The 21,437-nt window shown below is 68.9% G+C and carries 20 protein-coding genes; 8 read left to right on the plus strand and 12 right to left on the minus strand.

The genetic code is table 11. From position 1 onward, the window contains the following. Positions 1-16 precede the first annotated feature (16 nt). Genes ACZ6Z4_RS10515 through ACZ6Z4_RS10525 form a run of 3 tightly spaced genes read right to left on the minus strand, consistent with a single transcriptional unit; the run spans position 17 to position 2,179 of the window. On the minus strand, positions 17-478 hold the full coding sequence (locus ACZ6Z4_RS10515) for a GNAT family N-acetyltransferase (RefSeq protein WP_465561152.1): 462 nt from the start codon (positions 476-478) through the stop codon (positions 17-19). Continuing rightward, a complete protein-coding gene (locus ACZ6Z4_RS10520) occupies positions 475-1,284 on the minus strand; it encodes a putative protein N(5)-glutamine methyltransferase (RefSeq protein WP_465561155.1) in 810 nt (269 codons plus the stop codon). Before ACZ6Z4_RS10520 ends, ACZ6Z4_RS10515 begins: the two co-directional genes overlap by 4 nt. A gap of 4 nt (positions 1,285-1,288) precedes the next feature. Further along, complete coding sequence (locus tag ACZ6Z4_RS10525) at positions 1,289-2,179, minus strand: LysR family transcriptional regulator (protein ID WP_465561158.1); 891 nt, start codon at positions 2,177-2,179, stop codon at positions 1,289-1,291. 92 nt (positions 2,180-2,271) lie between these two features. Here ACZ6Z4_RS10525 and ACZ6Z4_RS10530 point away from each other — a divergent pair, with 92 nt between their 5' ends. From ACZ6Z4_RS10530 to ACZ6Z4_RS10560, 7 genes are all read left to right on the plus strand, one after another. Next, positions 2,272-3,255 (plus strand): hydroxyacid dehydrogenase, encoded by a 984-nt coding sequence (locus tag ACZ6Z4_RS10530; protein WP_465561161.1) that lies wholly within the window; start codon positions 2,272-2,274, stop codon positions 3,253-3,255. 11 nt (positions 3,256-3,266) lie between these two features. Next, entirely contained in the window at positions 3,267-4,409 is a 1,143-nt protein-coding gene (locus ACZ6Z4_RS10535) for a mandelate racemase/muconate lactonizing enzyme family protein (protein ID WP_465561164.1), read from the plus strand. An 11-nt stretch (positions 4,410-4,420) separates the two neighbouring features. Next, on the plus strand, positions 4,421-5,725 hold the full coding sequence (locus tag ACZ6Z4_RS10540; protein WP_465561168.1) for an ABC transporter substrate-binding protein: 1,305 nt from the start codon (positions 4,421-4,423) through the stop codon (positions 5,723-5,725). A gap of 5 nt (positions 5,726-5,730) precedes the next feature. Further along, positions 5,731-6,669 carry a carbohydrate ABC transporter permease gene (locus ACZ6Z4_RS10545; RefSeq protein WP_465561171.1) on the plus strand — a complete coding sequence of 313 codons (939 nt, stop codon included), beginning with the start codon at positions 5,731-5,733 and terminating at the stop codon, positions 6,667-6,669. Beyond that, positions 6,659-7,513: a carbohydrate ABC transporter permease gene (locus tag ACZ6Z4_RS10550; RefSeq protein WP_465561175.1), complete on the plus strand. Its 855-nt coding sequence runs from the start codon at positions 6,659-6,661 to the stop codon at positions 7,511-7,513. The genes ACZ6Z4_RS10545 and ACZ6Z4_RS10550 overlap by 11 nt, the downstream gene beginning before the upstream one ends. 4 nt (positions 7,514-7,517) lie before the next feature. Further along, on the plus strand, positions 7,518-8,303 hold the full coding sequence (locus ACZ6Z4_RS10555; protein WP_465561178.1) for a sugar phosphate isomerase/epimerase family protein: 786 nt from the start codon (positions 7,518-7,520) through the stop codon (positions 8,301-8,303). Between the two features lie 82 nt (positions 8,304-8,385). Beyond that, on the plus strand, positions 8,386-8,727 hold the full coding sequence (locus ACZ6Z4_RS10560; protein ID WP_465563743.1) for a YciI family protein: 342 nt from the start codon (positions 8,386-8,388) through the stop codon (positions 8,725-8,727). Between the two features lie 76 nt (positions 8,728-8,803). Here the strand turns inward: ACZ6Z4_RS10560 and ACZ6Z4_RS10565 are convergent, their stop codons facing one another. The 5 genes from ACZ6Z4_RS10565 to ACZ6Z4_RS10585 all read right to left on the minus strand — a co-directional run bounded on the left by ACZ6Z4_RS10565 (position 8,804) and on the right by ACZ6Z4_RS10585 (position 13,495). Continuing rightward, positions 8,804-9,106, minus strand: coding sequence for a hypothetical protein (locus ACZ6Z4_RS10565; RefSeq protein WP_465561182.1), 303 nt, complete (start codon positions 9,104-9,106; stop codon positions 8,804-8,806). Positions 9,107-9,246: 140 nt separating this feature from the next. After that, positions 9,247-10,113 (minus strand): carbohydrate ABC transporter permease, encoded by an 867-nt coding sequence (locus ACZ6Z4_RS10570; protein ID WP_363677567.1) that lies wholly within the window; start codon positions 10,111-10,113, stop codon positions 9,247-9,249. After that, on the minus strand, positions 10,110-11,051 hold the full coding sequence (locus ACZ6Z4_RS10575; RefSeq protein WP_465561187.1) for a carbohydrate ABC transporter permease: 942 nt from the start codon (positions 11,049-11,051) through the stop codon (positions 10,110-10,112). Before ACZ6Z4_RS10575 ends, ACZ6Z4_RS10570 begins: the two co-directional genes overlap by 4 nt. A gap of 19 nt (positions 11,052-11,070) precedes the next feature. Next, on the minus strand, positions 11,071-12,372 hold the full coding sequence (locus ACZ6Z4_RS10580) for an extracellular solute-binding protein (RefSeq protein WP_465561191.1): 1,302 nt from the start codon (positions 12,370-12,372) through the stop codon (positions 11,071-11,073). A gap of 94 nt (positions 12,373-12,466) precedes the next feature. Continuing rightward, positions 12,467-13,495, minus strand: a complete 1,029-nt coding sequence (locus tag ACZ6Z4_RS10585) for a LacI family DNA-binding transcriptional regulator (protein ID WP_465561195.1) — start codon at positions 13,493-13,495, stop codon at positions 12,467-12,469. Between the two features lie 56 nt (positions 13,496-13,551). On the opposite strand from ACZ6Z4_RS10585, the gene ACZ6Z4_RS10590 reads away from it, so the two are divergent. Further along, on the plus strand, positions 13,552-15,852 hold the full coding sequence (locus ACZ6Z4_RS10590; protein ID WP_465561198.1) for an ATP-binding cassette domain-containing protein: 2,301 nt from the start codon (positions 13,552-13,554) through the stop codon (positions 15,850-15,852). On the opposite strand, the gene ACZ6Z4_RS10595 is transcribed toward ACZ6Z4_RS10590, so the two are convergent. The 4 genes from ACZ6Z4_RS10595 to thrS all read right to left on the minus strand — a co-directional run bounded on the left by ACZ6Z4_RS10595 (position 15,795) and on the right by thrS (position 21,415). After that, positions 15,795-16,523 (minus strand): SRPBCC family protein, encoded by a 729-nt coding sequence (locus tag ACZ6Z4_RS10595; protein ID WP_465561201.1) that lies wholly within the window; start codon positions 16,521-16,523, stop codon positions 15,795-15,797. The genes ACZ6Z4_RS10590 and ACZ6Z4_RS10595 overlap by 58 nt on opposite strands. 81 nt (positions 16,524-16,604) lie before the next feature. After that, entirely contained in the window at positions 16,605-18,914 is a 2,310-nt protein-coding gene (locus tag ACZ6Z4_RS10600; protein ID WP_465561204.1) for a M4 family metallopeptidase, read from the minus strand. Positions 18,915-19,292: 378 nt separating this feature from the next. Next, positions 19,293-20,078, minus strand: coding sequence for an SGNH/GDSL hydrolase family protein (locus ACZ6Z4_RS10605; protein WP_465561207.1), 786 nt, complete (start codon positions 20,076-20,078; stop codon positions 19,293-19,295). 47 nt (positions 20,079-20,125) lie between these two features. Beyond that, positions 20,126-21,415 carry a threonine--tRNA ligase gene (thrS, locus tag ACZ6Z4_RS10610; protein ID WP_465561210.1) on the minus strand — a complete coding sequence of 430 codons (1,290 nt, stop codon included), beginning with the start codon at positions 21,413-21,415 and terminating at the stop codon, positions 20,126-20,128. Positions 21,416-21,437 lie beyond the last annotated feature (22 nt).

A 21,437-nucleotide genomic window follows, 5' to 3' on the forward strand; every position in this document is an offset into this window, starting at 1 on the left:
CCCGGCCGGGCGCCTTTCAGTCTGTGGTGAGCTGGATCGAGTGCGGGCGGAAGCCGTGCCGCTCGTACACGCGCAGGGCCCGCTCGTTGGAGGCGTAGGCGTCGACCTCCAGACGGGCGGCGCCGCGCTGCCGGGCCCAGTCGGCGAACGCCTCGATCAGCTGGCCGGCGCCTCCGCCGCCGCGGACCTCCGGGCGGACGTACATGCTGATCAGCTCCGCGCGGGGTGCGATCCACATCTCGCTCGCGGGGAGGAACTTGCCGATCAGGTGGCCGACGACCGCGTCGTCGGTCGTTGCCACGAGCACCAAGGACTCGGGGTCGGTGAGCAGGCCGCTCGCCCAGCCGCCGGCGTACGTCGCGGGCCAGGACTGGTTGCGGAGCGGGTCGCGCTGGGCGGCATCCTCGGCGAACAGCGCGGTGCAGGACGCGACGACGCCGTCCAGGTCGGCGGCGGTGGCGGTGCGGACGGTGATCATGGTCTCCTGCCGATGAGGGTGGTGGCGAAGTCGTCCTCGTCGGTGGTGATGGTGGGTTCCAGGCCGGCGTCCGCGAGGATCTGCGCGGCGACGGGTGCTTGGTCGGCGCTCGCCTCGGTGAAGAGGTGGCCGCCGGTCGACAGCCAGGTCGGCGCTTCGGCGGCGACCCGGCGCAGTAGGGAGAGGCCGTCGGGGCCGCCGTCGAGGGTGAGACGCGGTTCGTGGAGCCGGGCTTCGGCGGGGAGGAACTGGACGTCACCGGTCGGGACGTACGGGACGTTCGCGAGCAGGATGTCGATGCGGCCGTGGAGGCCGGTGGGAAGGGCGTCGTAGAGGTCGCCTTCGAGGACCTGTGCGGTGGGGAGGTTGCGGCGGGCGTTCCGGACGGCGGCCGGGTGCAGGTCGGCGGCGTAGAGGTCGACGCCTGGTACGGCGGTGGCGACGGCGAGCGCGAGGGCGCCGGAGCCGCAGCACAGGTCGACGACGACCGCGTCGGGGGTGCAGCGGGCGATGGCCTCGTCGACGAGGTGCTCGGTGCGGCGGCGGGGGACGAAGACGTCGGGGTCGATCAGGACGCGGACGCCGTGGAAGGAGGCCCAGCCGAGGACCTGTTCGAGCGGGAGGCCGGAGGTGCGTTGAGCGACCATTTGAGTGATCTGCTCGGGTGAGGTCGCGGTCGAGAGGATGAGGTCGGCCTCGTCCTCGGCGAAGACACAGCCTGCGGCGCGGAGAGCGGCGACCACCGGACTCAGGTCGGTGGTCGGGACTTGCTGGCTCGCGCCGGGCGGGAACTGCGGGGTGGGCAAGGGGCTACTCCTCCAGCTGTGGCTGCTGACGTAGCGACTCTGCCAGACGTTGGAGGGCAGGGTTCGGGCTGTCGGGGCTCCAGCAGGCGTGCAGCGTCACCGAGTGCGCGTCGGCGGCGTCGAGCTCGCGGTAACGCACGCCGTCGACACCCATCGCCATGATCGAGCGCGGCACCAGCGCGCACCCCAGCCCCGCGCGGACCAGCGCCAGCATCGTCGGGACCTGCGAGGCGAGCTGGCTGACGGCGTACCGGTTCATGCCGATCATCGCCGCGCAGATGTCGTGCAGGTAGCGCGAGCCCTCGGGGCTGTACCCGATGTACTCGTCGGTGACGTCGGCGAGCGTGACCGGCGCCGACCCGGAGGCGAGCTTGTGATCGGCCGGGACGGCGAGCACCAGGTCCTCGGTGTGCACCAGCAGCGACTCGAACCCGTCCGGGATCGGCGGCCGGACCAGGCCGAGGTCGATCTCCAGGTTCGCCAGCGCCTCGAACTGATCGGGGCTGACCAGCTCGGTCAGCTCGACGCTGACCGCGGGGATCCGCCGGTTCACCATCGCCAGGAAGTCGGCCAGTACGGCGTACGCCCCGATCGCCGTGAACGCGAGCCGCAGCGTCCCGGTCTGCCCGTCGGCCGCGCGCCGTGTCGCCTCCGGTGCGACCTCCAGCAGCGCGAGCACCCGGTGGCTGTGTTCCAGGAACACGCCGCCGGCCGCGGTCAGCCGCACTCCCCGGCCGGTCCGGTCGAACAGGTTCACGCCCAGAGAGCGCTCCAGCGCCTGGATCTGCCGGGTCAGCGGCGGCTGGGTCATGTTGAGGCGCTGCGCGGCGCGGCCGAAGTGCTGTTCCTCGGCGACCGCGACGAAGCCTTTGAGCTGCTGCAGTGACAGGTCCATGCGCCCTCGGTATCGATCGATGCGGAATCGGGCTTGGACGAGCATAACGGAAAGCCTTTACCTTCGAGCCAACCGACAGGTGAGGAGCCCAAGTGAGCAAGCTGGCCGTGGTGATGACGCCGGAGCGCGCCGAGGACGTGATCGACCCGGCGACCCGGGCGCTGATCGAGCAGCGGTTCGAGGTGACCTGGGCGCCCGAGATCAGCCCGGAAACGGTGGCCGCGCTCTCCCGTGACGCCGACGTCGTGCTCACCAGCTGGGGTACGCCGCACCTGAGCAAGGACATCTGGGCCGACGGCGCCGGGCCGAAGGCCGTCGCGCACGCGGCCGGGTCGGTCAAGAAGCTGGTCGACCCGGTGATCTTCGACCAGGGGGTCGCGGTCTTCACCGCCGGCGGCCGGATCGCGTGGTCGGTCGGCGAGTACTGCCTGGCCGCGATGCTGACGCTCGCGCGCCGGCTCCCCCGCTTCGACGGCGCGATCCGCGCCGGCGGCTGGAAGCAGACGGCGTACCGGGGTCACGAGCTGGCCGGCGCGAAGGTCGGCATCCTCGGCGCCAGCTCGACGGCCCGCGCGCTGATCACCCTGCTGAAGCCATTCGGGTGCGACATCGTCGTCTACGACCCGTACCTGAGCGACGAGCGCGCCGCCGGGCTCGGCGTCCGCCGGGCGGAGCTGGAGGAGACGCTGCAGGCGCGGTTCGTCAGCCTGCACGTGCCGAACGTTCCCGAGACCCAGGGCATGGTCACCCGCAAGCTGATCGAGCAGCTGCCCGACGGCGCGGTGGTCGTGAACTCGTCGCGTGGACCTGCGATCGACCAGGCGGCGCTGCTCGAGCACGCACTCGACGGCCGCATCTACGCCGCCCTCGACGTGTACGACCCGGAGCCGCCGACGTTCGACCAGAAGGTGCTGGAGGCACCCAATCTGCTGCTCACCCCGCACGTTGCCGGAGACACCGAAGAGGGCCACCTCGCGCTGGCCGGTCACGTGGTCGCCGACGTGATCCAGTACCTCGACCACGGCACCCACGGCCCGAGCTACGTCGACCCCGCGTCCTGGGCGATCCAGGCGTAAGGAGCCCGAAGATGTCACGAATCAGACAGGTCGAGGTGTTCGCCGTCGCGGTGCCGTTCGCGCGGCAGTTCGTGCTCGGCAGCGGCGCCGTCGGCAGCCCGGACCAGCGGCCCGACCAGGCCGGCGCGGTCGTGTTCGTGAAGCTGACCACCGAGGACGGCGTGGTCGGCTGGGGAGAGCAGAGAGCGCTCCCCAGCTGGAGCTACGAGACCGCCGAGACGATCGCGGTCGTGATCAGGCGGCACCTGACGCCGATCCTGCTCGAGCTCACGCCGTACGACGTGGAGCTGTTCCACCAGCAGGCGGCCAAGCGGCTCAGCCCGGCGGTGTCGAACGGCTTCCCGTTCGCCCGCGCGGCGGTCGACCTGGCGATGCACGACGCGGCCGGGAAGCTGGCCGGCGTACCGGTGCACGCGTTGCTCGGCGGGAAGGTGCACGACGAGATCCCGCTCTGCTCGGCGATCGGGGTCGGTGCACCGGAGACCGTGCGCGAGCACGCGCAGCAGTCGTCGGACTATGCGGCGTACAAGGTGAAGATCGGGGGTGACCCCGACCAGGACGCCGCGATCATCGAGGCGGTCGCCGAGGTCGCGGGCACCAAGCCGCTGTGGCTCGACGCGAACCAGTCCTACCGGCCGAGCGCGCTCAAGCAGCTGCTCGACCGGACCCGGGACATCCGCACGATCCACTGCGTCGAGCAGCCGGTGCCGAGCACCGACCTGCTGGCGATGCGCCGGCTGCGCGGGCTGATCGACCTGCCGGTCGCGATCGACGAGGGCAGCTTCACCGCGCAGGACCTGGCCCGGGCGATCCAGCTCGACGCCGCGGACCTGGTAGTCGTGAAGGTCTGCAAGTCCGGTGGTCTGCGGGCCGCGCTGAAGACCGCGCAGGTCGCGCTCTCCGGCGGTCTGGAGATTCTCTCCAGCGGCCTGACCGACTGCGGGATCGGCTTCGCGGCCGCGCTGCACGTGTTCAGCCAGCTGGAGCTGGCACTGCCCGCCGAGCTGAACGGGCCGGAGCTGCTGTCCGACCTGTACGTCGAGGGCCTGACCATCACCAAGGCCGTCGCGACGGTCCCCACCGCCCCTGGCCTGGGCGTCGTGGTCGACGAGGAGCGGATCCGCGCCGAGTCGATCGACCTGCTCTTCACCTGAGGAGTCCCCTGATGCAACCCCAGCTGTCCCGCCGCAGCGTGCTCAAGCTGACCGGCCTGGCCGGACTGGGAGCAGCAGCCGCCGGCTGCTCCTCCGGTCCACGACAAGGCGCCGCGGCCTGGGCCATGTGGTCCAGCAGCCCGGCCGAACGCAAGGTGTGGGACGACTTCAGCGCGTACGTCGAACGCGAGCTGAAGGTCGAGTCCGTGCCCACCCTGACCCCGTCCGGCGGTTACCCGACCAAACTCGACCTGCAGCTGGTCAGCGGCACCGCGGGCCTGGTGACCGCGCTGAACGGCTGGCTGATCCCGACCTACGCCGCGCGCGGCGCGCACCGGCCGCTCGACGACCTGATCGAGGGCGACCCCGACTTCGACCTCGACGACTTCTACCAGCCGATCCGCGACATCAGCTCGTTCAACGACCAGACCTACGCGATCGGCTTCGACGTCGCGCCGACGGTGATCTACTACAACAAGACCCTGCTGGCGAAGAAGGGCATCCCGGCACCGTCGCCGACCGTGCCGATGTCGTGGGCGACGTTCCGCGACCTGGCCAAGGAGCTGACCGGTCCCGACCAGTTCGGCTTCACCTGTGCGCCGTCGATCGACGACCTGGTCTCGTGGATCTACTGCGCCGGCGGCAACGTGATGAACGAGGCCTGGGACAAGAGCGCGCTGAACGCTCCCGAGGCGATGGAGGCCGTGCAGTACGTCGTCGACCTGTTCGTGAAGGACAAGGTGACGCCGCCGATCGCGAACCTGGTCACCGAGAGCTCGCTGGCCAACTTCATGGAGGGCAACGTCGCCTTCATGCACAACGGGCCCTGGCAGGTCGTGAACGTGCGGAAGGCCAAGTTCGACTGGGACATCATGCCCTTCCCGGCCGGCGCCGCCGGCAGCACGCCGCGGGTCTCCGGGTCGAGCTTCGCGATCCCGGCCAAGGTCAAGGGCGCCGACCTCGACCTCGCCTGGAAGCTGCTGAAGACGCTCACCAGCAAGGGCGCCCTGGACATCTACGCCAAAGCCGGCCGCAACAACCCGGCCCGGTTGTCGGCGGGCAGCGCGTTCAAGCCGCCGCCGGACAATCTCGGCATCGTGCAGGACATCCTGGCCGGCAAGATCGCCGGCGGTCACCCGTTCGACGTGACCACGAACTGGAACCAGGTCAAGCAGCTGCTCGGCCAGGACCTGCCGCGGACGTTCCTCGGGCAGGTCCCGGTCCGGGAGGCGATCGACGGGCTGACGCCGCGGCTGGACGTCCTGATGCAGCAGCACCAGGACAACGTCCGCCAGGCCTCGGCCAGGAAGGGATGACCGGCATGGCTGTCGACACACTCCCTGCCGCAACAACAACTCGCCGGCCGGACCAGCGGGCCGCGAAGAAGCCGAAGAACAAAGAGGCGCTCACCGCCTGGTTGTTCATCCTGCCCAGCCTGATCGGGTTCCTGATCTTCACCGCCGGCCCGGTGCTCGCGGCCGGCGTGATCAGCCTGCTGAACTGGAACCTGTTCAGCTCCCCCACCTGGGCCGGGCTGAAGAACTTCGCCCGGCTCGGCCCCGACCCGACGTTCTGGTCGGCGCTCGGCAACACGGCGTACTTCACCTTCGTCAGCGTCCCGGTGACCATCGTGGTCAGCCTCGCGCTGGCGCTGCTGCTCAACGAGGGCGTCCGCCGGATCGCGGTCTTCCGCTCGCTACTGCTGTTGCCGTACGCAACGATCACGGTGGCGGTCGCGTTCGTCTGGATCTGGCTCTACATCCCGCACGACGGCCTGGTGAACGCCGTGCTCGGGCTGGTCGGGATCGACGGCCCGAAGTGGCTGATCTCGGACAACTGGGCGATGCCCGCGCTGATCGCGATGAGCGTCTGGAAGAGCTTCGGGTTCGGCATGGTCGTCTTCCTGGCCGGCCTGCAGGCGATCCCCCAGCAGCTCTACGAGGCCGCGAAGGTCGACGGCAGCAACGCGTGGCAGACCTTCCGCAGCGTCACGCTGCCGATGCTGTCCCCGGCACTGTTCTTCGTCGTGGTGACGTCGATCATCGGGTCGTTCCAGGTCTTCGACCAGGCACTCATCATGACCAACGGCGGTCCGGGATCGCGCACCACCACGCTGGTCATGTACATCTACCGGACCGGCTTCGAGAACTACGACCAGGGGTACGCCGCGGCGCAGTCGCTGGTCCTGTTCGGCTTCATCGTGGTGATCACCGCGGCCCAGTTCCTGCTCCAGCGGAGGCTCGTCCACTATGACAACTAACGCGCTCGCTCCGTTGCGGAGCAACCCGGTCGCCACTCGCAAACTGATCGTCTTCGCGTGTTTCGTGGTGACGGCGGTGACACTGGTCCCGGTCGTGATGATGGTGCTGGTCGCGTTCCAGTCCGACGCCGAGTCGATGGCCGCGCGGCCGTCGTTCTGGCCGAGCACCTGGCACCCGGAGAACCTGACCCGCGCGTTCGACCTGGTCCCGCTCGGCCGGTACCTGGTGAACACGGTGATCTTCGCCGCCGGGACGACGCTGCTGGAGACCGTCACCGCGGCGCTCGCGGCGTACGCGTTCGCCCGGCTGCAGTTCCCCGGCCGGACCTGGCTGTTCGGCATCTACCTGGCCACGCTGATGATCCCGTCGCAGGTGACGCTGATCCCGCAGTTCGTGCTGGTCGCGAAGATGCACGGGATCGACACCTGGCCGGGGATGATCCTGCCGCACGCGTTCACCGCTCTCGGTGTCTTCCTGCTCAGGCAGTTCTTTCTCGGCATCCCCCGCGACTACGAGGAGGCCGCCCGGCTGGACGGCGCCAACCGGTGGCAGGCGTTCGTCCGGGTGATCGTGCCGCTGGCCGTGCCGGCGATCGCGACGCTGGCGGTGTTCAAGTTCATCGGCCAGTGGAACAACCTGCTCTGGCCGCTGGTCATCTCCAACAGCGAGGCGACCCGTACGGCGGCCGTCGGGCTGCAGGTGTTCCAGGACACCAACGGCACCCAGTGGAACCTGTTGCTGATGGCAGCGACCATCACGACCGTGCCGCTGATCGTGCTCTTCTTCCTCACCCAACGCTGGTTCGTCAAGGGCATCACCATGAGTGGACTCGGAGGCCGCTGAACCCATGAACTACATCTGGTCCGTCTTCACCAAACCCTGGGCCGAGCTGCCCGGCACCGAGCTCGGCGAGCTCGTCGCCGGACTCGGCTTCGGCGGCGCGGAGATCCCCGTCCGCGACACCGCGTACGTGACCCCGGCGAGCGCCGAGAAGGCGCTGCCGGAGTTCACCGAGCAGCTCCGGGCCGCGGGGGTCGAGCCGATCAGCATCGCCAGTGGGCTCGAGGAGTCGACCTTCGCGGCGGCCGCCGCGGCCGGGGTGCCGATGATCCGGATCATGGCGTCGCTCGGCGACGACGGGTACGCCGCCTCGGTACGGCGCAACCGGGCCGAGCTGGAGGCGGCGGCCGGGTTCGCGCGGCAGTACGGCGTACAGGTCGGGGTGCAGCCGCACCACGGGAAGTTCGTCGCGTCGACGCTCGGGGTCGTGCAACTGCTCGACGGGCTGCCGGAGGAGTTCAAGGTCGTGTGGGACGCGGCGCACGACGTACTGGCCGGCGACGATCCGAAGATCACGCTGGAGCTGGCCAAGGACCGGCTCGGGATCGTGAACCTGAAGAACGTCACCTACATCCCGACCGAGCCGGGCAGCGACGTCGGTGGCGCCTGGAAGCCGTGGTTCGTCCAGGGCGCCGACGGCCTCGCGAACTGGTCGAGCGCGTTCGCGAGCCTCGAAGCACTGGGCTGGGACGGCCCGATCTGCCTGACCGGTCAGTACTCCGACCCGGCGATCCCCGTCGCCGACCGGCTGCGGATCGACCTGAAGGCAGCGCGGACCGCAGCGCAGCAGTAGCCGTCGTCAGGAGCCGGTGTCGAGCGGATGGCACCGGCTCCGACGTAGCCTCGAAACCCATCGAGGAGGCCACGTGAAATACATGCTGCTGATCTACGGCAACGACCAGACCTGGAAGGCCCTGGAGGCCGAGGGGATGGAGGCGGTGCACGACGTGCACCGGGCGGTCCTGGCCGAGACCAGGGCCAGTGGCGAGTTCGTCGCCGCGGACGGCCTGACGCTCGACAACGCCCGCGTCGTCCAGATCCGCAACGACGCCCCGGCGGTCACCGACGGGCCGTTCACCGAGGCCAAGGAAGTGCTGGCCGGCTACTACTTGCTCGACTGCACCCTGGAACGGGCCACCGAGCTCGCCGGCCGGCTGGTCGAGGCGAAGTACTCGCCGATCGAGGTGCGAGCACTGACCCAGCCGTTCGAGGAGTAGAAGTCTTTCCAGTGACTTGCCGGGCTCAGCTCGGCGTTGACCTGAGACCGGCGAGTCACTGCTGCAGCCGGGTGTTCTAGCTCGGATACGCCGGCGCGAGGATGACCCCACCTGTGGCGGGCTGATCACCCATCCCACGGCCACCCGTCACGAACACCGTCGCGCCCGGCTTCGGTGCCTGCGCACCGTCGTCGAGACGCAGTGTGGTGGTCAGACCGTTGCTCAAGGTCAGAACCGCCACGCGTCGCGGCCGCCCGGTGCGGATCGACGAGCTCACCTCGTGGATGCCGGTGCAGACCGCTGGTTGGATCGAAGCCCTGCCGAGCGTTGACGTGCCGTGACTCCTCACATCACGGCGCTGCTCGGCGAGCCGCCTCATGGCTGACACAGATCCCCCTCCTCATTGGGTCCCCCGAGGGACTAGTTGAATACTGCAACAGGTCCCATCACTCCTCACAGTGACAGAGCCATCGCAGCAGCCTTGCTGACTGTGAGGAGGTTTTCAAGGGGATGTGAGGATTACTGGCCGCCGAAGCCGGTGGTGGCGATGCCCTTGATGATCTGGCGCTGGAAGAAAAGGAACACCAGGACCAGTGGTAATGCGGCCAGCAGTGCGGAGGCCATGTTCTGCGCGTACTGCAGGCCGTACGCGCTCTTCACGGTCTGCAGACCGACCGGCAGCGTCATCAGGTCGGCGTCGGTGGTGACGATGAACGGCCACAGGAAGTTGTTCCACGCACCGATGAACACGAAGATCGCCACCGCGGCGAGAATTGGCCGCGACAACGGCAGCACGATCGACCAGAACACCCGCAGCCGGTTGGCCCCGTCGACCCGGGCGGCGTCCTCGAGCTCGACCGGAATCTGGTCGAAGAATCGCTTCAGGATCAGCACCATCGCCGGCGCAAACGCTTGCGGGAGAATGATTCCCCAATAGGTGTCGACCAGGTCGAAGGCGAGCATCTGCCGAAACAGCGGAACGATCAGCAACTGCGGCGGAATGATGATGGCGGCGATGATCGCGCCGTACAGCCAGCGCCGGCCGCGGAAATCGATCCGGGAGAACGCGTAACCGGCCAGTGCGGAGGTCGCGACGGTCACGAACGTGATCAGCACCGAGGTGAACAGGCTGTTCCATGCCCAGAGCGGAATATCGCCCGCCGTGAGCACCTTGCGGTAGGCCTCGAAGCTGAAACCGTCCGGCGGCGACAGGCTCAGCGTCGACGCACCGGCGTCGGCCTCGCTCTTCAGCGACGTCAGCACCGCCCAGAAGAACGGCACCAGCCAGGTCGCCGCGAGGAACGCGAGCACCAGCAGAGCGACCAGCCGCGAGACGCTCCAGGGGTTCTCCCCCGGCTTGTGACCTTGTCTGTACACCGTGCTCACTGGGCGCTCCTGCGGTTGATCAGCTTGTACTGTGCGATCGAGATCAGCACGATGATCGCGAAGAAGAGGTACGAGATCGCCGACGAGTAGCCGAACCGGTAGCCGGTGAAGCCGGCCTCGTAGATGTACTGCACGATCGAGCGGGTCGACCCGGCCGGGCCGCCGTTGGTGAGCATGTAGATCTGGTCGAAGACCTTCAGCGAGGCCAGCACCTGCAGCGTCACGATCAGCGCGGTGGTCGGCGCGAGCTGCGGGATCACGATCGAGAACAGCTGCCGCCACTTGCCGGCGCCGTCGATCGCGGCCGCCTCGAACTGCTGCTCGGGGATGTTCTGCAGGGCGGCCAGGTAGAGCAGGAAGTTGAACCCGATCGTCCACCACAGCGTGGTCAGCACCACCGAGATCATCGCCACGTTCGGGTCCTGCAGCCAGGCCACCGGCGCGATCCCGAACTCGGCCAGCACCCCGTTGATCAGCCCGAGCTTCGGGTTGTACATCCATGACCAGAACAGCACCACGACCGTCGAGGCGAGCAGGTACGGCAGGAAGAACGACAGCCGCCACAGCCACCGGCCGGGCAGCCCGAGGTTGACCAGCAGCGCGAACGCCAGCGACAGCACCACCAGCGGCACCGTGCTGAGCAGCGTGAACCACAGCGTGTTGCCGAACGACTTCCACATGTCCGGGTCGCCGAGCGCCTCGGCGAAGTTCGCGAACCCGATCAGTTCGCCGTTCGCGCCGGTCAGGGTCTCACCGGTGAAGCTCAGGTACAGGCCGTAGACGGCCGGGACGACCAGGAACAGGCCGAAGAGCACCGCGAACGGCGCCGCGAAGGCCCACCCGGTCAGCGACTCGCCGCGCTTGGCCCGGACCCGGCCCGTACTGTTGCCGTCCGCAACCACCAGGTCGGCGGCGGGGCTGTCGACTGCTGTCGGCATCGTGATCTCCGTTCGTCGCTCAGACCGGTTGCGGGCGGTCGAGCAGCTTGTTCAGCCGCTGCACGAACCCGTCGAAACCGGCCGCCGGGTCCCCGCTGCCGAGGTAGACGTTCTGCACGTTCTCCGCGAAGTAGCCGGTGAAGTCACTGCCGGCGCCGCTGAACCAGACGTCCGGGTCGTAGTTCACGTACGCCGGGATGCCGACGTAGTTCGACTGCGGTTTGAGCTCCAGGTACTCCGCGCTCTTCACCACCGGCTGGTACGCCGGGATGTGGCCGGCCCCGGCCCACTTCACCGAGCGCTTCAGGATCTCCGCGACCAGCTGGTAGGTGTAGCGGCGCCGCCCGGGGTCGGTCTTGGACTGGCGGGGCAGCACGAACGTGTGCGAGTCGGCGTACGCCGCCTGCTGCCCGAACAGCGTCGGAATCGGCATCGCGTCGAACGGCATCTTGGAGTCCTTCAGCACCGGCAGCTCCCAGACGCCGCCGAACAGCATCCCGCTCTCGCCGTGCAGGAACTCGCTGACCGCCGTCCCTCCGTCGCCGCTGCGGGTCGCGATCGTGTCGTTGAGCAACGACTGCACGAACTTCAGCGCCGTCACCGCGGCGTCCTGGTCGACCTCGGCCTTGGTGCCGGGGACGAGCTTCATCTCCGCGCCGGTCTGACGGTAGAAGGTGTAGAACAGCCGCCACATCTGCGACGGGTCACCGAGGTAGCCGTACGACAGCCCGTGCTTGCCGGTGACCTTCTGCAGTTTGGTCGCGACCTCGGTGAACTCCTCGGCGCTGTCCAGCGTCGCCAGCGAGTCGGTGACACCGGCCTTCGCGGCGTGCTCGGTGTTGTAGTAGAGCACGAACGGGTGGGTGTCGAGCGCGATCGAGTAGAGCTTGCCGTCGTACAGGCCCTTCTGCCAGACCAGTGGCGGGAAGTCGCTCTCCTTGAGGCCGACCTCGGCGAGCAGGTCGAGGTCCCACGGCTCCAGCAGTCCGCCGGGCGCGTAGCCGGCGATCCGGGAGGCGTGCATGATCGCGAGGTCGGGAGCACGGCCGCCGGCCGAGGCCATCGCCAGCTTCGTGTAGTACGGCGGACCCCACGCGAGCACGGTCTGCTTGGCGTGGAACCCGGCGTTGAGCCCGTTCACCGCGTCGACCAGGCCGGCCATCACGATGCCGTCGCCACCGGTCATCAGGTGCCAGTAGTTGAGCTCGGTGCCGGAGTCGCGGCTGCCCGGCGAGCAGCCGAGCAGCAGGCTTCCGCCGGCCAGCGCGGCCGCTCCGGAGAGCAGGCGGCGGCGGGAGAAATGTCGGTCGGACGAAGTCATGGGGGCAGTCTCCTTCGCAGGCGGCACCGATCATTACATCGTTGCAATGCGCTGACAAGGGCTAGCCGTCATGGTTTTTGTCGAAACGTGTTCGCTAGCGTGCGGTGCTGGCGCGCTCGACCAGCCGATGCGGTACGACGACCCGCCGCGGCTGCGCGGACCGGTCGGCCATCCGCTCTCCCAGCAGGTCCAGCGCCGCCTCGACGAAGGCCCGCCGGTCGAAATCGACGGTTGAAAGTGGCGGCACGGTGAACCGGCTCTCCAGGATGTTGTCGAACCCGGCGACCGCACAGTCGGCCGGTACGGCGACGCCGGCCGACCACAGCGCCGACAGCGTCCCGGTGGCGATCGTGTCGGTGAAGCAGAAGATCGCGTCCGGCGGCTCGTGGTCGTCCAGGTAGCGCCCGACGACGGCCGCGGCGCCCTCGGGGCTCCAGCGGTCGAGGGCGATCTCGAGCGCGGGGTCGTGGAGACCTGCGGCGGTCAGGACCTCGCGGTAGCCGATCAGCCGCAGCCGGGCGGCCGCCGTACCGGCGGAGTCGGTACGGCCGCCGACGCGGCCCTTCAGTTCCGGCGTACCGACGGCGGCGATCCGGCGGTAGCCCTGGTCGACCAGGTGCTGGGTCATGTCGCGCGCGGCCGCGACGTTGTCGATGCAGACCTGGCTCACGACGTCCTGGTCCACGTCGCCGATCAGTACGACGGGCGGCAGCGGACCGGCCGACGTCACCGCGCTGTCGTCGAGGTTGACCGGGTTGAGGATCAGCCCGTCGATCTGGTGCGAGCGCGCCTTGGAGAGCAGGTCGTACTCGCGGTCCGGCTCGGCCGCGGTCTGCTCGATCTGGACTCCCCAGCCGCGCTCGTGGGCGAGCTCGACGACCAGGTGGGTGATCTCGGCCGAGTACGGCCGGAGCAGGTCGGGCAGCGCGAGCCCGATCATTCCCGAGCGCCCGTTGCGCAGCCCGCGGGCGCTCAGGTTCGGGACGTAGTCGAGCTCGCTGAGCGCCTGCTCGACCTTGGCCCGGGTCTCCGGCCGGACGAACACGACACCGTTGATCACGTTGGAGACCGTCTTCGGGGACACTCCCGCCCGCCGGGCGACGTCCTTGACCGTGGCACGCATGGGACCGATTCTCACACCAAAGTCTTCACGGGCGGTTCAATGTCAGAATTAAATGTATGTCTTCTGACGAGATCGCCGACAGCCACGACGTGATCCAGGTGCGCGGAGCGCGCGAGAACAACCTCAGCGGGGTGTCGCTGGACATCCCCAAGCGGCGGCTGACCGTCTTCACCGGCGTGTCCGGCTCCGGGAAGTCCTCGCTGGTGTTCGGGACGATCGCCGCCGAGTCGCAGCGGCTGATCAACGAGACCTACACCGCCTTCGTGCAGAACTTCATGCCGAGCCTGTCCCGGCCCGACGTCGACTCGTTGCGCAACCTGAGCGCCGCGATCATCGTCGACCAGGAACGGATCGGCGCCAACGCCCGCTCCACGGTGGGCACCGCCACCGACGCGCACACCATGCTGCGGATCCTGTTCAGCCGGATCGGTACGCCGGCGGCCGGCCCGCCCTCGGCCTTCAGCTTCAACCGGGCCGAAGGCATGTGCCTGACCTGCGAGGGGCTCGGCAAGGCCACCGAGATCGACCTCGACGAGCTGGTCGACCGCGACCGGTCGCTCAACCAGGACCCGATCAAGGCGCCCGGGTACGGCGCCGACACCTGGTACTGGCAGCTGTTCGCGGCGGTTTTCGACCCCGACCTGCCGCTGCGCGACTACCCGGCCGAGCAGTGGGAGCGGTTCCTGTACTCGCCGCCGACCAAGGTGAAGGTCGGCAAGAGCAACCTCACTTTCGAGGGGCTGGCGAGCAAGGTGAAGAAGCAGTACCTGGGCAAGGACCGCGACACCATGCAGAACGCCGCGCGGGCCTTCGCCGACCGGGCGCTGAAGCTCGGGCCGTGCCCGGACTGCGGCGGCGCCCGGCTCAACGAGGCGGCGCGCGCCGTCCGGATCGACGGCGTCGGGATCACCGAGTGCTCGGCGATGCAGATCAGCGACCTGGCCCAGTTCGTCCGCGGGATCGACGACCCGTCGGTCGGGCCGATGCTGCAGGGGCTGCGCGAGACGCTCGACTCGATGGTCGACATCGGGCTGGGCTACCTGAGCCTGAACCGCGAGTCCGGGACGCTGTCCGGCGGCGAGGCCCAGCGGGTGAAGCTGGTCCGGCACCTCGGGTCGGCGCTGACCGACGTCACCTACGTGTTCGACGAGCCGACCGTCGGGCTGCACCCGCACGACATCCAGCGGATGAACGAGCTGCTGATCCAGCTCAAGACCAAGGGCAACACCGTGCTCGTCGTCGAGCACAAGCCGGAGACGATCCGGATCGCCGACCACGTCGTCGACCTCGGTCCTGGCGCCGGTCTGGCCGGCGGCCGGCTCTGCTACGCCGGCGACGTGAAGGGGCTGCTGAAATCCGGCACGCTCACCGGCCGGTACCTCGACCACAAGATCGGCCTGCGCGAAGACGTCCGTACGCCGACCAGCAGCCTGCGCATCGAGGGCGCGAACCTGCACAACCTGCAGAACGTCAGCGTCGACGTACCGCTCGGCGTACTGACCGTCGTCACCGGCGTCGCCGGGTCCGGTAAGAGCTCGCTCATCCACGGCTCGCTGGCCGACCGCGACGGCGTGATCGTCGCCGGGCAGGACCCCATCCGGGGATCGCGGCGCAGCAACCCAGCGACGTACACGGGACTGCTGGACCCGATCCGCGCCGAGTTCGCCAAGGCGAACAAGGTGAAGCCGGGGCTGTTCAGCGCGAACTCGGTCGGGGCCTGCCAGACCTGCAAGGGCATCGGGCTGGTCTACACCGATCTCGGGATGATGGCCGAGGTGTCGTCGGTGTGCGAGCAGTGCAACGGCGCCCGGTTCACGCCCGAGGTGCTGGCGCTGCAGCTGCGCGGGAAGAACATCAGCGAGGTGCTGAGGATGACGGTCACCGAGGCGCGCGACTTCTTCGCCAAGGGCCCGTCGCGGACGATCCTGGACCGGCTCAGCTCGGTCGGGCTCGGCTACATCAGCCTCGGGCAGCCGCTGACCACCCTGTCCGGCGGTGAGCGGCAGCGGATGAAGCTCGCGATCAACATGAGCAAGCGCGGCTCGATCTACATCCTCGACGAGCCGACCACCGGGCTGCACCTGGCCGACGTCGACCAGTTGCTGACGATGCTCGACGAGCTGGTCGACGACGGCAACACGGTGATCGTGATCGAGCACCACCAGGCGGTGATGGCGCACGCGGACTGGCTGATCGACCTCGGCCCGGGCGCCGGTCACGACGGCGGCCAGATCGTCTTCGAGGGCACGCCGGCCGACCTGGTCGAGTCGAGCGCGTCGCTGACCGCCGAGCACCTGCGTCAGTACGTCGCGGCCTCCGCGGCGACCGACTCGATCAACGCTCTCCAGCTCTCGTAGTCGCCGGGGGCAGGGTCCGTCTGGCTCAGCACCAGGCGGGCTCCGCCGTTGCCGTCGCGCAGCGTCAGCTCGGCTCCGTTCACCTTCAGCTCGTCGCCCTCGGGCGGGTCGACGTCGAGCTGCTTGGCGAGCCGGGGCCAGACGTCCTCCTTCGGCGCGGTCAGCTGACGCTCGAAGTACAGCGATCCGTCCGGCCGCCGCTCCCCCGCGTCCAGGCCGTAGACCTTCACGTAGTGCTCGTGCAGGACCTTGTAGTTGTCCCGGGCAACGGTCTGGCCGCCGAGGGACGCGTTCAGCGCGTCCAGGCAGAGGATCCAGCCGCTGGTGAAGCTGGCCGAGCCCGGGCGGTCGTCGTACGTCGTGGTGAGCGTGAGCACGCAGCCGTCGTCGGTCGGTTCGACCTCCCAGCGCTGAATCTCCTCGCCCCAGGTGAACTCCAGCAGGCGCGGCGGCTCGTAGGCGCGAACGACCCCGGTGCCACCGTCCTCGCCGTCGAACGTGAAGCTGATCTTCCCGTCCAGCCGCAGATCGAGCTCGACCAGCGCCGGGTACCAGTGCGCCAGCTCGCCCGGCTCGGTCAGTGCACGCCAGACCTTCTCCGGCGGGTGCGCCAGCCGGCGCTCCATCCGCAGTACGGTGCGGCCGTCGGCGCTGGTCAGTGATTCGCTCATGCCTTATATATACCGTTTCGGGCATATAAAGGGCAAGAACAGGGCCCGGCGACGTGGTGTCCGCCGGGCCCCGCGCTCAGATCACTTGTTGCAGTTGTAGATGGTGGCGTTGTCGAGCCACCAGTTGCCCGGGATCAGGTCGGCGAAGTCCTTGCCGTGCCCGGTCCAGCGGAACTTCAGCTGCTTGCCGGTGAACTCCGACAGGTCCAGCCGGCTGGTCTCCCAGCCACCGGAGTTGCCGTGCCAGGCGGCCGGCTCGTCGGCGAAGTTCGGGTCCACCGTCGGCCCGTTCTTCCAGGTCAGCGCGGCGGTGTCCTTCCAGGTCGCGCCACCGTTGTCGGAGTACTCCAGGGTCGCCGCCCCGGTCCGGACACCGAAGATGATGAACACGTTGTAGAAGTTGTACGCGTGCGTGAAGCGCAGGTACGTCTTGGTGTTCTTGATCTTGGTGCCGTTCGCGGTCTGCAGGCTGATCGAGCCCTCCGGATCCGTCACGACGCCGAGCATCGAGTCGTCACCGTCCTGCGAGTACGACGTGTCGACGAGCGAGCCCTCGAGGCCCTCGCCCTTGCCGAGCACCCAGCCCTCACCGCGGACGACCTTGCCGTCCGGGTACTCCGCGAAGCTGGTCTTGAACAGGTTCTTGGCCTTCGCACCGGCGGTGTCGCAGACCGGCGCCTGGGCCGGCTTGCCGACGGCCGGCTCGAAGTCCATCTCGACGGCCTTGATGGCCAGCTCGACCTGGGCGCAGTCGGCCTTGGTCATCCCGGACTTCTTCTTCTTGGCCAGCTTGGTGCAGGTCGCCCGCAGGCCCTCGGCCAGGTCGCCGTAGTCGGCGCCGGACGTCAGCACCTTCTGGGTCTCGTGCCACAGCACCTCGGAGCGGGCCAGGCCGATGCCGAGCATCTTCTGGCCGTTGAAGGCGCCGCCGTCGGCGATCAGGTACGCCGCCTTGTTGCCGACACCGGAGTTGAAGTGCACGCCGCCGTTGTCCTGGAAGAACTCGTCGTCGAACCAGTTCGCGCTGCGCATCCGGTCCGGGTCGTTGAACTTCGTCGGGTCCGACATCGAGCGGATCACGCCGAGGCTCGAGCCCTCACCGATCTGCCAGCGGTTGGCCGCGGTGTCGTCCGCGGAGCCGTTGGTCAGGTCGACGAACTCACCGAGGATGTCGGAGAACGACTCGTTGATGGCGCCGGCCTCCCACAGGTAGGCCAGGCCGGAGGTGTGCTGGGTGACGCCGTGGGTCAGCTCGTGGCCGGTCACGTCGTCGGTGCTGACGCCTTCGCCGAAGGCCATCTGCTCGCCGTTCCAGAACGCGTTGGCGTACGGGCAGCCGCCGTCGACGCAGATCCGGACGGTGCCGCGCAGCGCCTTGCCCTTGCCGTCGCCGTAGTCGACGCCGATCAGCTCGGTCAGGTCGGTGCCCAGCGAGGCGTAGGTGTCGGAGGTGTCACCGAAGTACTCGTAGACCTGGTTGACGTCCTGGACCGCCGACGGCGCTTCGCCCTCCGCGCGGCTGGACTGGAACACGGTGCCGCAGCGGACGTCCTCGGCACCGGTCTGGATGACGGTCCGGTTGGCGTCGCAGACGACGCGGTTCAGGTGCTCGGACATGTCCCAGGCGAGCAGCGTCTGGCCGGAGGCATGCACGATGGCCTGCCAGCGGACGTCGTTCGGGCCGGTCACGTCGTACAGGTAGGTCGGGATGGCGGTCGAGCCGGGCTGGCGGGTGACCAGGCCGAGGTCGAACCAGCGCGGCCCCTGCAGCTTGGCGGTCAGCTTGCCGGCGTCGAGCTTGCCGCGGGTCGCGACCGCCTGCACGGCGGCGTTCTGCGCGGTCGCCTTCGCGGCGTCGGCCTTGTCAGCGGCCGGGAACGTCCCGTACGTCGCGAGCGCGACCTCACCGTTGGCGGCCTCCAGCGCACCGGACTTGTCCAGGCTGGTGACGATCTCGCCGCCGTAGACCTGGACGCCGTCGATGACCTGCTGGAAGCGGGTCTGCGAGCCGTACTCGGACAGGGTGCTCGACTCGGCCACCAGGTCGGCCGGGCGCGCTCCGAAGTACGGCGCGACCGTGGTCACCTGGGCCTTGGCGACGGCCGCCGCGTCGGGCTTGCTGGTCGCGGACTTGCCGGCCTTCGCGCTGACCGAGGCCGGGGCCTTCAGCGGGGTGGCCGGACGGACCGAGTGCGCGCGACCGGTCGCGTCGCGCTTGGTCACCAGACCGGCGCCGCCGGCCTTCGGGGTCTCGATCGTGCGAACCTCGGGACTCTTGGCGGTTGCCGTGTCCTGGACCGGGGCGCTGCTGGCGACTCCCGGTGCCGCGAGGCTGAGTGCTACTGCGCCGGCAGCTAGGCCGGACAGCCAGGTGCGAGCTTTCACAGGCATTTCCTCCCAGTAATGCGTGTCGCCGAGAACCTTCAAGCCCCCAAGCTCGCTCTCGGCAGGCGGGTGACCGCTGCACCCTGTCATTCGGCGAATCCGGAAAGCGACCGCACGTGACCCATCTCACACCAACGTGATGGCGGCATCACGCATCGTGAGTTCGCCGGGCCGGTTTCACGCTGGAGGGGTGCTACCGAGAGTGCTGGCACAGCTGAGTCCGCGGCACTGAAAGGCCAGCAGGACAAGGAAAATCCGCGATCGCGGAGCGTGGCCGCCGCCCGCCGGCGACGACACCGGCCACCCCTCCGGGGCCGGCCTCGCACACCGGTGCGGCATCTCTCATCACACCACGACGAGAGATGCCGCGCAGCCCGGTGGGTGTCAGCTCAGGTGCGGTTGCACCAGGTTGGCGTAGCTCGCCTGACCGGAGACGTTGGGGTGGTACGACTCGCTGATCGGGTTCGACAGCCCGTTGATCCACTCCGGGTTGCCGCAGACCGAGTGCCCGATGAAGGCGCTGGTCGGGTTCACGAACGTGTACCCGGCCGCCCCCGCCGCGGCGGAGATCTTGCTGTTCAGCAGGTCGGCGGTCTGGTTCAGCCGGGTCATCTCCGCGGCGCTGAAGAACGTCCCGGCGTTGCAGTCGGTGCCGTTGAACAGCCGCGGGTAGCCGACGACGATCACCTTGGCGGTCGTCGCGCGGCTGCGCACGGTCGCGTACAGGCTGCTCAGCCGGCCCGGGATGGTGTTGTTGATGGTCGCCTGGGCGGTGTTGATCGCGCCGTCGCAGTTGCCCAGCCAGGCCGGCTTCGCGCACTCGGTGATCACCGACGAGAAACCCGCGTCGTTGCCGCCGACCTGCAGGGTGACGAAGTTGACCGCAGCGTTGAGCGGGCCGAGCTGCTTGGCGGTCACGTCGGCGACCCGGGCGCCCGAGCACGCGACCGAGGTCAGGCTCGCGCCGATCCGCGTCGCGTCGACGTACGGGTAGGACTTGGTCGAGCGCTGGCAGGCGCCGCTGTCGGGAAGGTAGGAGCGGGTGCCGACGCCGGCCGCGTAGGAGTCGCCGAGCGCGACGTAGGAGGGTGCCGCGTGGGCGATGGTCGGGCTGACCAGCAGCGCGGTACCGAGCACCGCGCTGCCGAGGATTCCGGTGAGGCGTTTCATGGGGGGCGGACCGCCTTTGCACTGGGTAGGGAGTGCATGACTGACCGTCACCATCTCTCACCGGGCAGTGACTGGCAAGACTTTGCACGGCAATGGAAAGACAAAAACTCGAGAACATCCGCGGCCGGAGCCGGATCGTCGGAGTGACCGTCGCGGTGCCGCAGCGCCAGGTGGCCCGCGGCAACTTCCCGCGGCCCGACCACCAGTTGGTACGGCGCGTGCCGGTTCTCCCGGATCCGCGCACCCAGGGTGCCCTCGTCGGCGTGGGCCACCTCGGCGCGCAGCCCGCGGTCGCCCGCCCGCCGCGCGATCTCGGCCGCGTAGCGCTCCTCGGCGTCCGACAGCGGCAGTACGACGACCTGCACCGGCGCCAGCCAGGCCGGGAACGCGCTGCCGTGCTGCTCGATCAGTTGCGCGATCACCCGTTCCAGGCTGCCGATGATCGCCCGGTGCACCATCACCGGCCGGTGTTTGTTGCCGTCGGCACCGACGTACTCGAGCTCGAACCGGGCCGGCTGGTGGAAGTCGACCTGGATGGTGGACAGGGTGTACTCGCGCCCGGCGGCGTCCGCGAGCTGGATGTCGATCTTCGGCCCGTAGAACGCGGCCTCGCCCGGGGCCTCCTCGTAGATCACACCGGCCTCGTCGAGGACCTGCCGAAGCAGCGCGGCCGAACGGTCCCAGCTGTCCTGGTCGCCGACGTACTTGCTGCCCGGGTCGCCGATCCGCACCTCGTCGGCGGGCAGCGAGAGCAGGAAGCGCGACGGGCTCAGCCCGAGGTCGTCGTACGCGCGCAGGATCAGCTCCAGCGATGCGCGGGCCTCGTCGGCGACCTGGTCGAGGGTGCAGAAGATGTGGCCGTCGTTGAGCTGGATCGCCCGGACCCTGGTCAGTCCACCCAGTACGCCGGACAGCTCGGAGCGGTACATGCCGCCCAGTTCGGCGTACCGGATCGGGAGCTCGCGATAGCTGTGCGAGCGCGACCGGTAGATCAGCGCGTGGTGCGGGCAGAGGCTCGGTCTGAGGACGACCTCCTCCTCCCCCATCTTCATCGGTGGGTACATGTCGTCGCTGTAGTGCGACCAGTGCCCGGAGATCTCGTACAGCTCGCGCTTGCCGAGCACGGGCGAGTAGACGTGCTGGTAGCCGGCTCTGCGTTCCAGCTCGGAGACGTAGCTCTCCAAGGCGTGCCGGATCGCGGCGCCGGCCGGCAGCAGGTAGGGCAGACCCGCGCCGATCAGCGGGTCGGAGTCGAACAGGCCGAGCTCACGGCCGAGTTTGCGGTGGTCGAACATGACGGTTTCCTCGCTCTGGAAGGGAGCGGGTGCCCGTGACAAAGCGAAAGCCCCGGGGCACTCG

It is taken from the genome of Kribbella sp. NPDC104740, assembly GCF_055583505.1.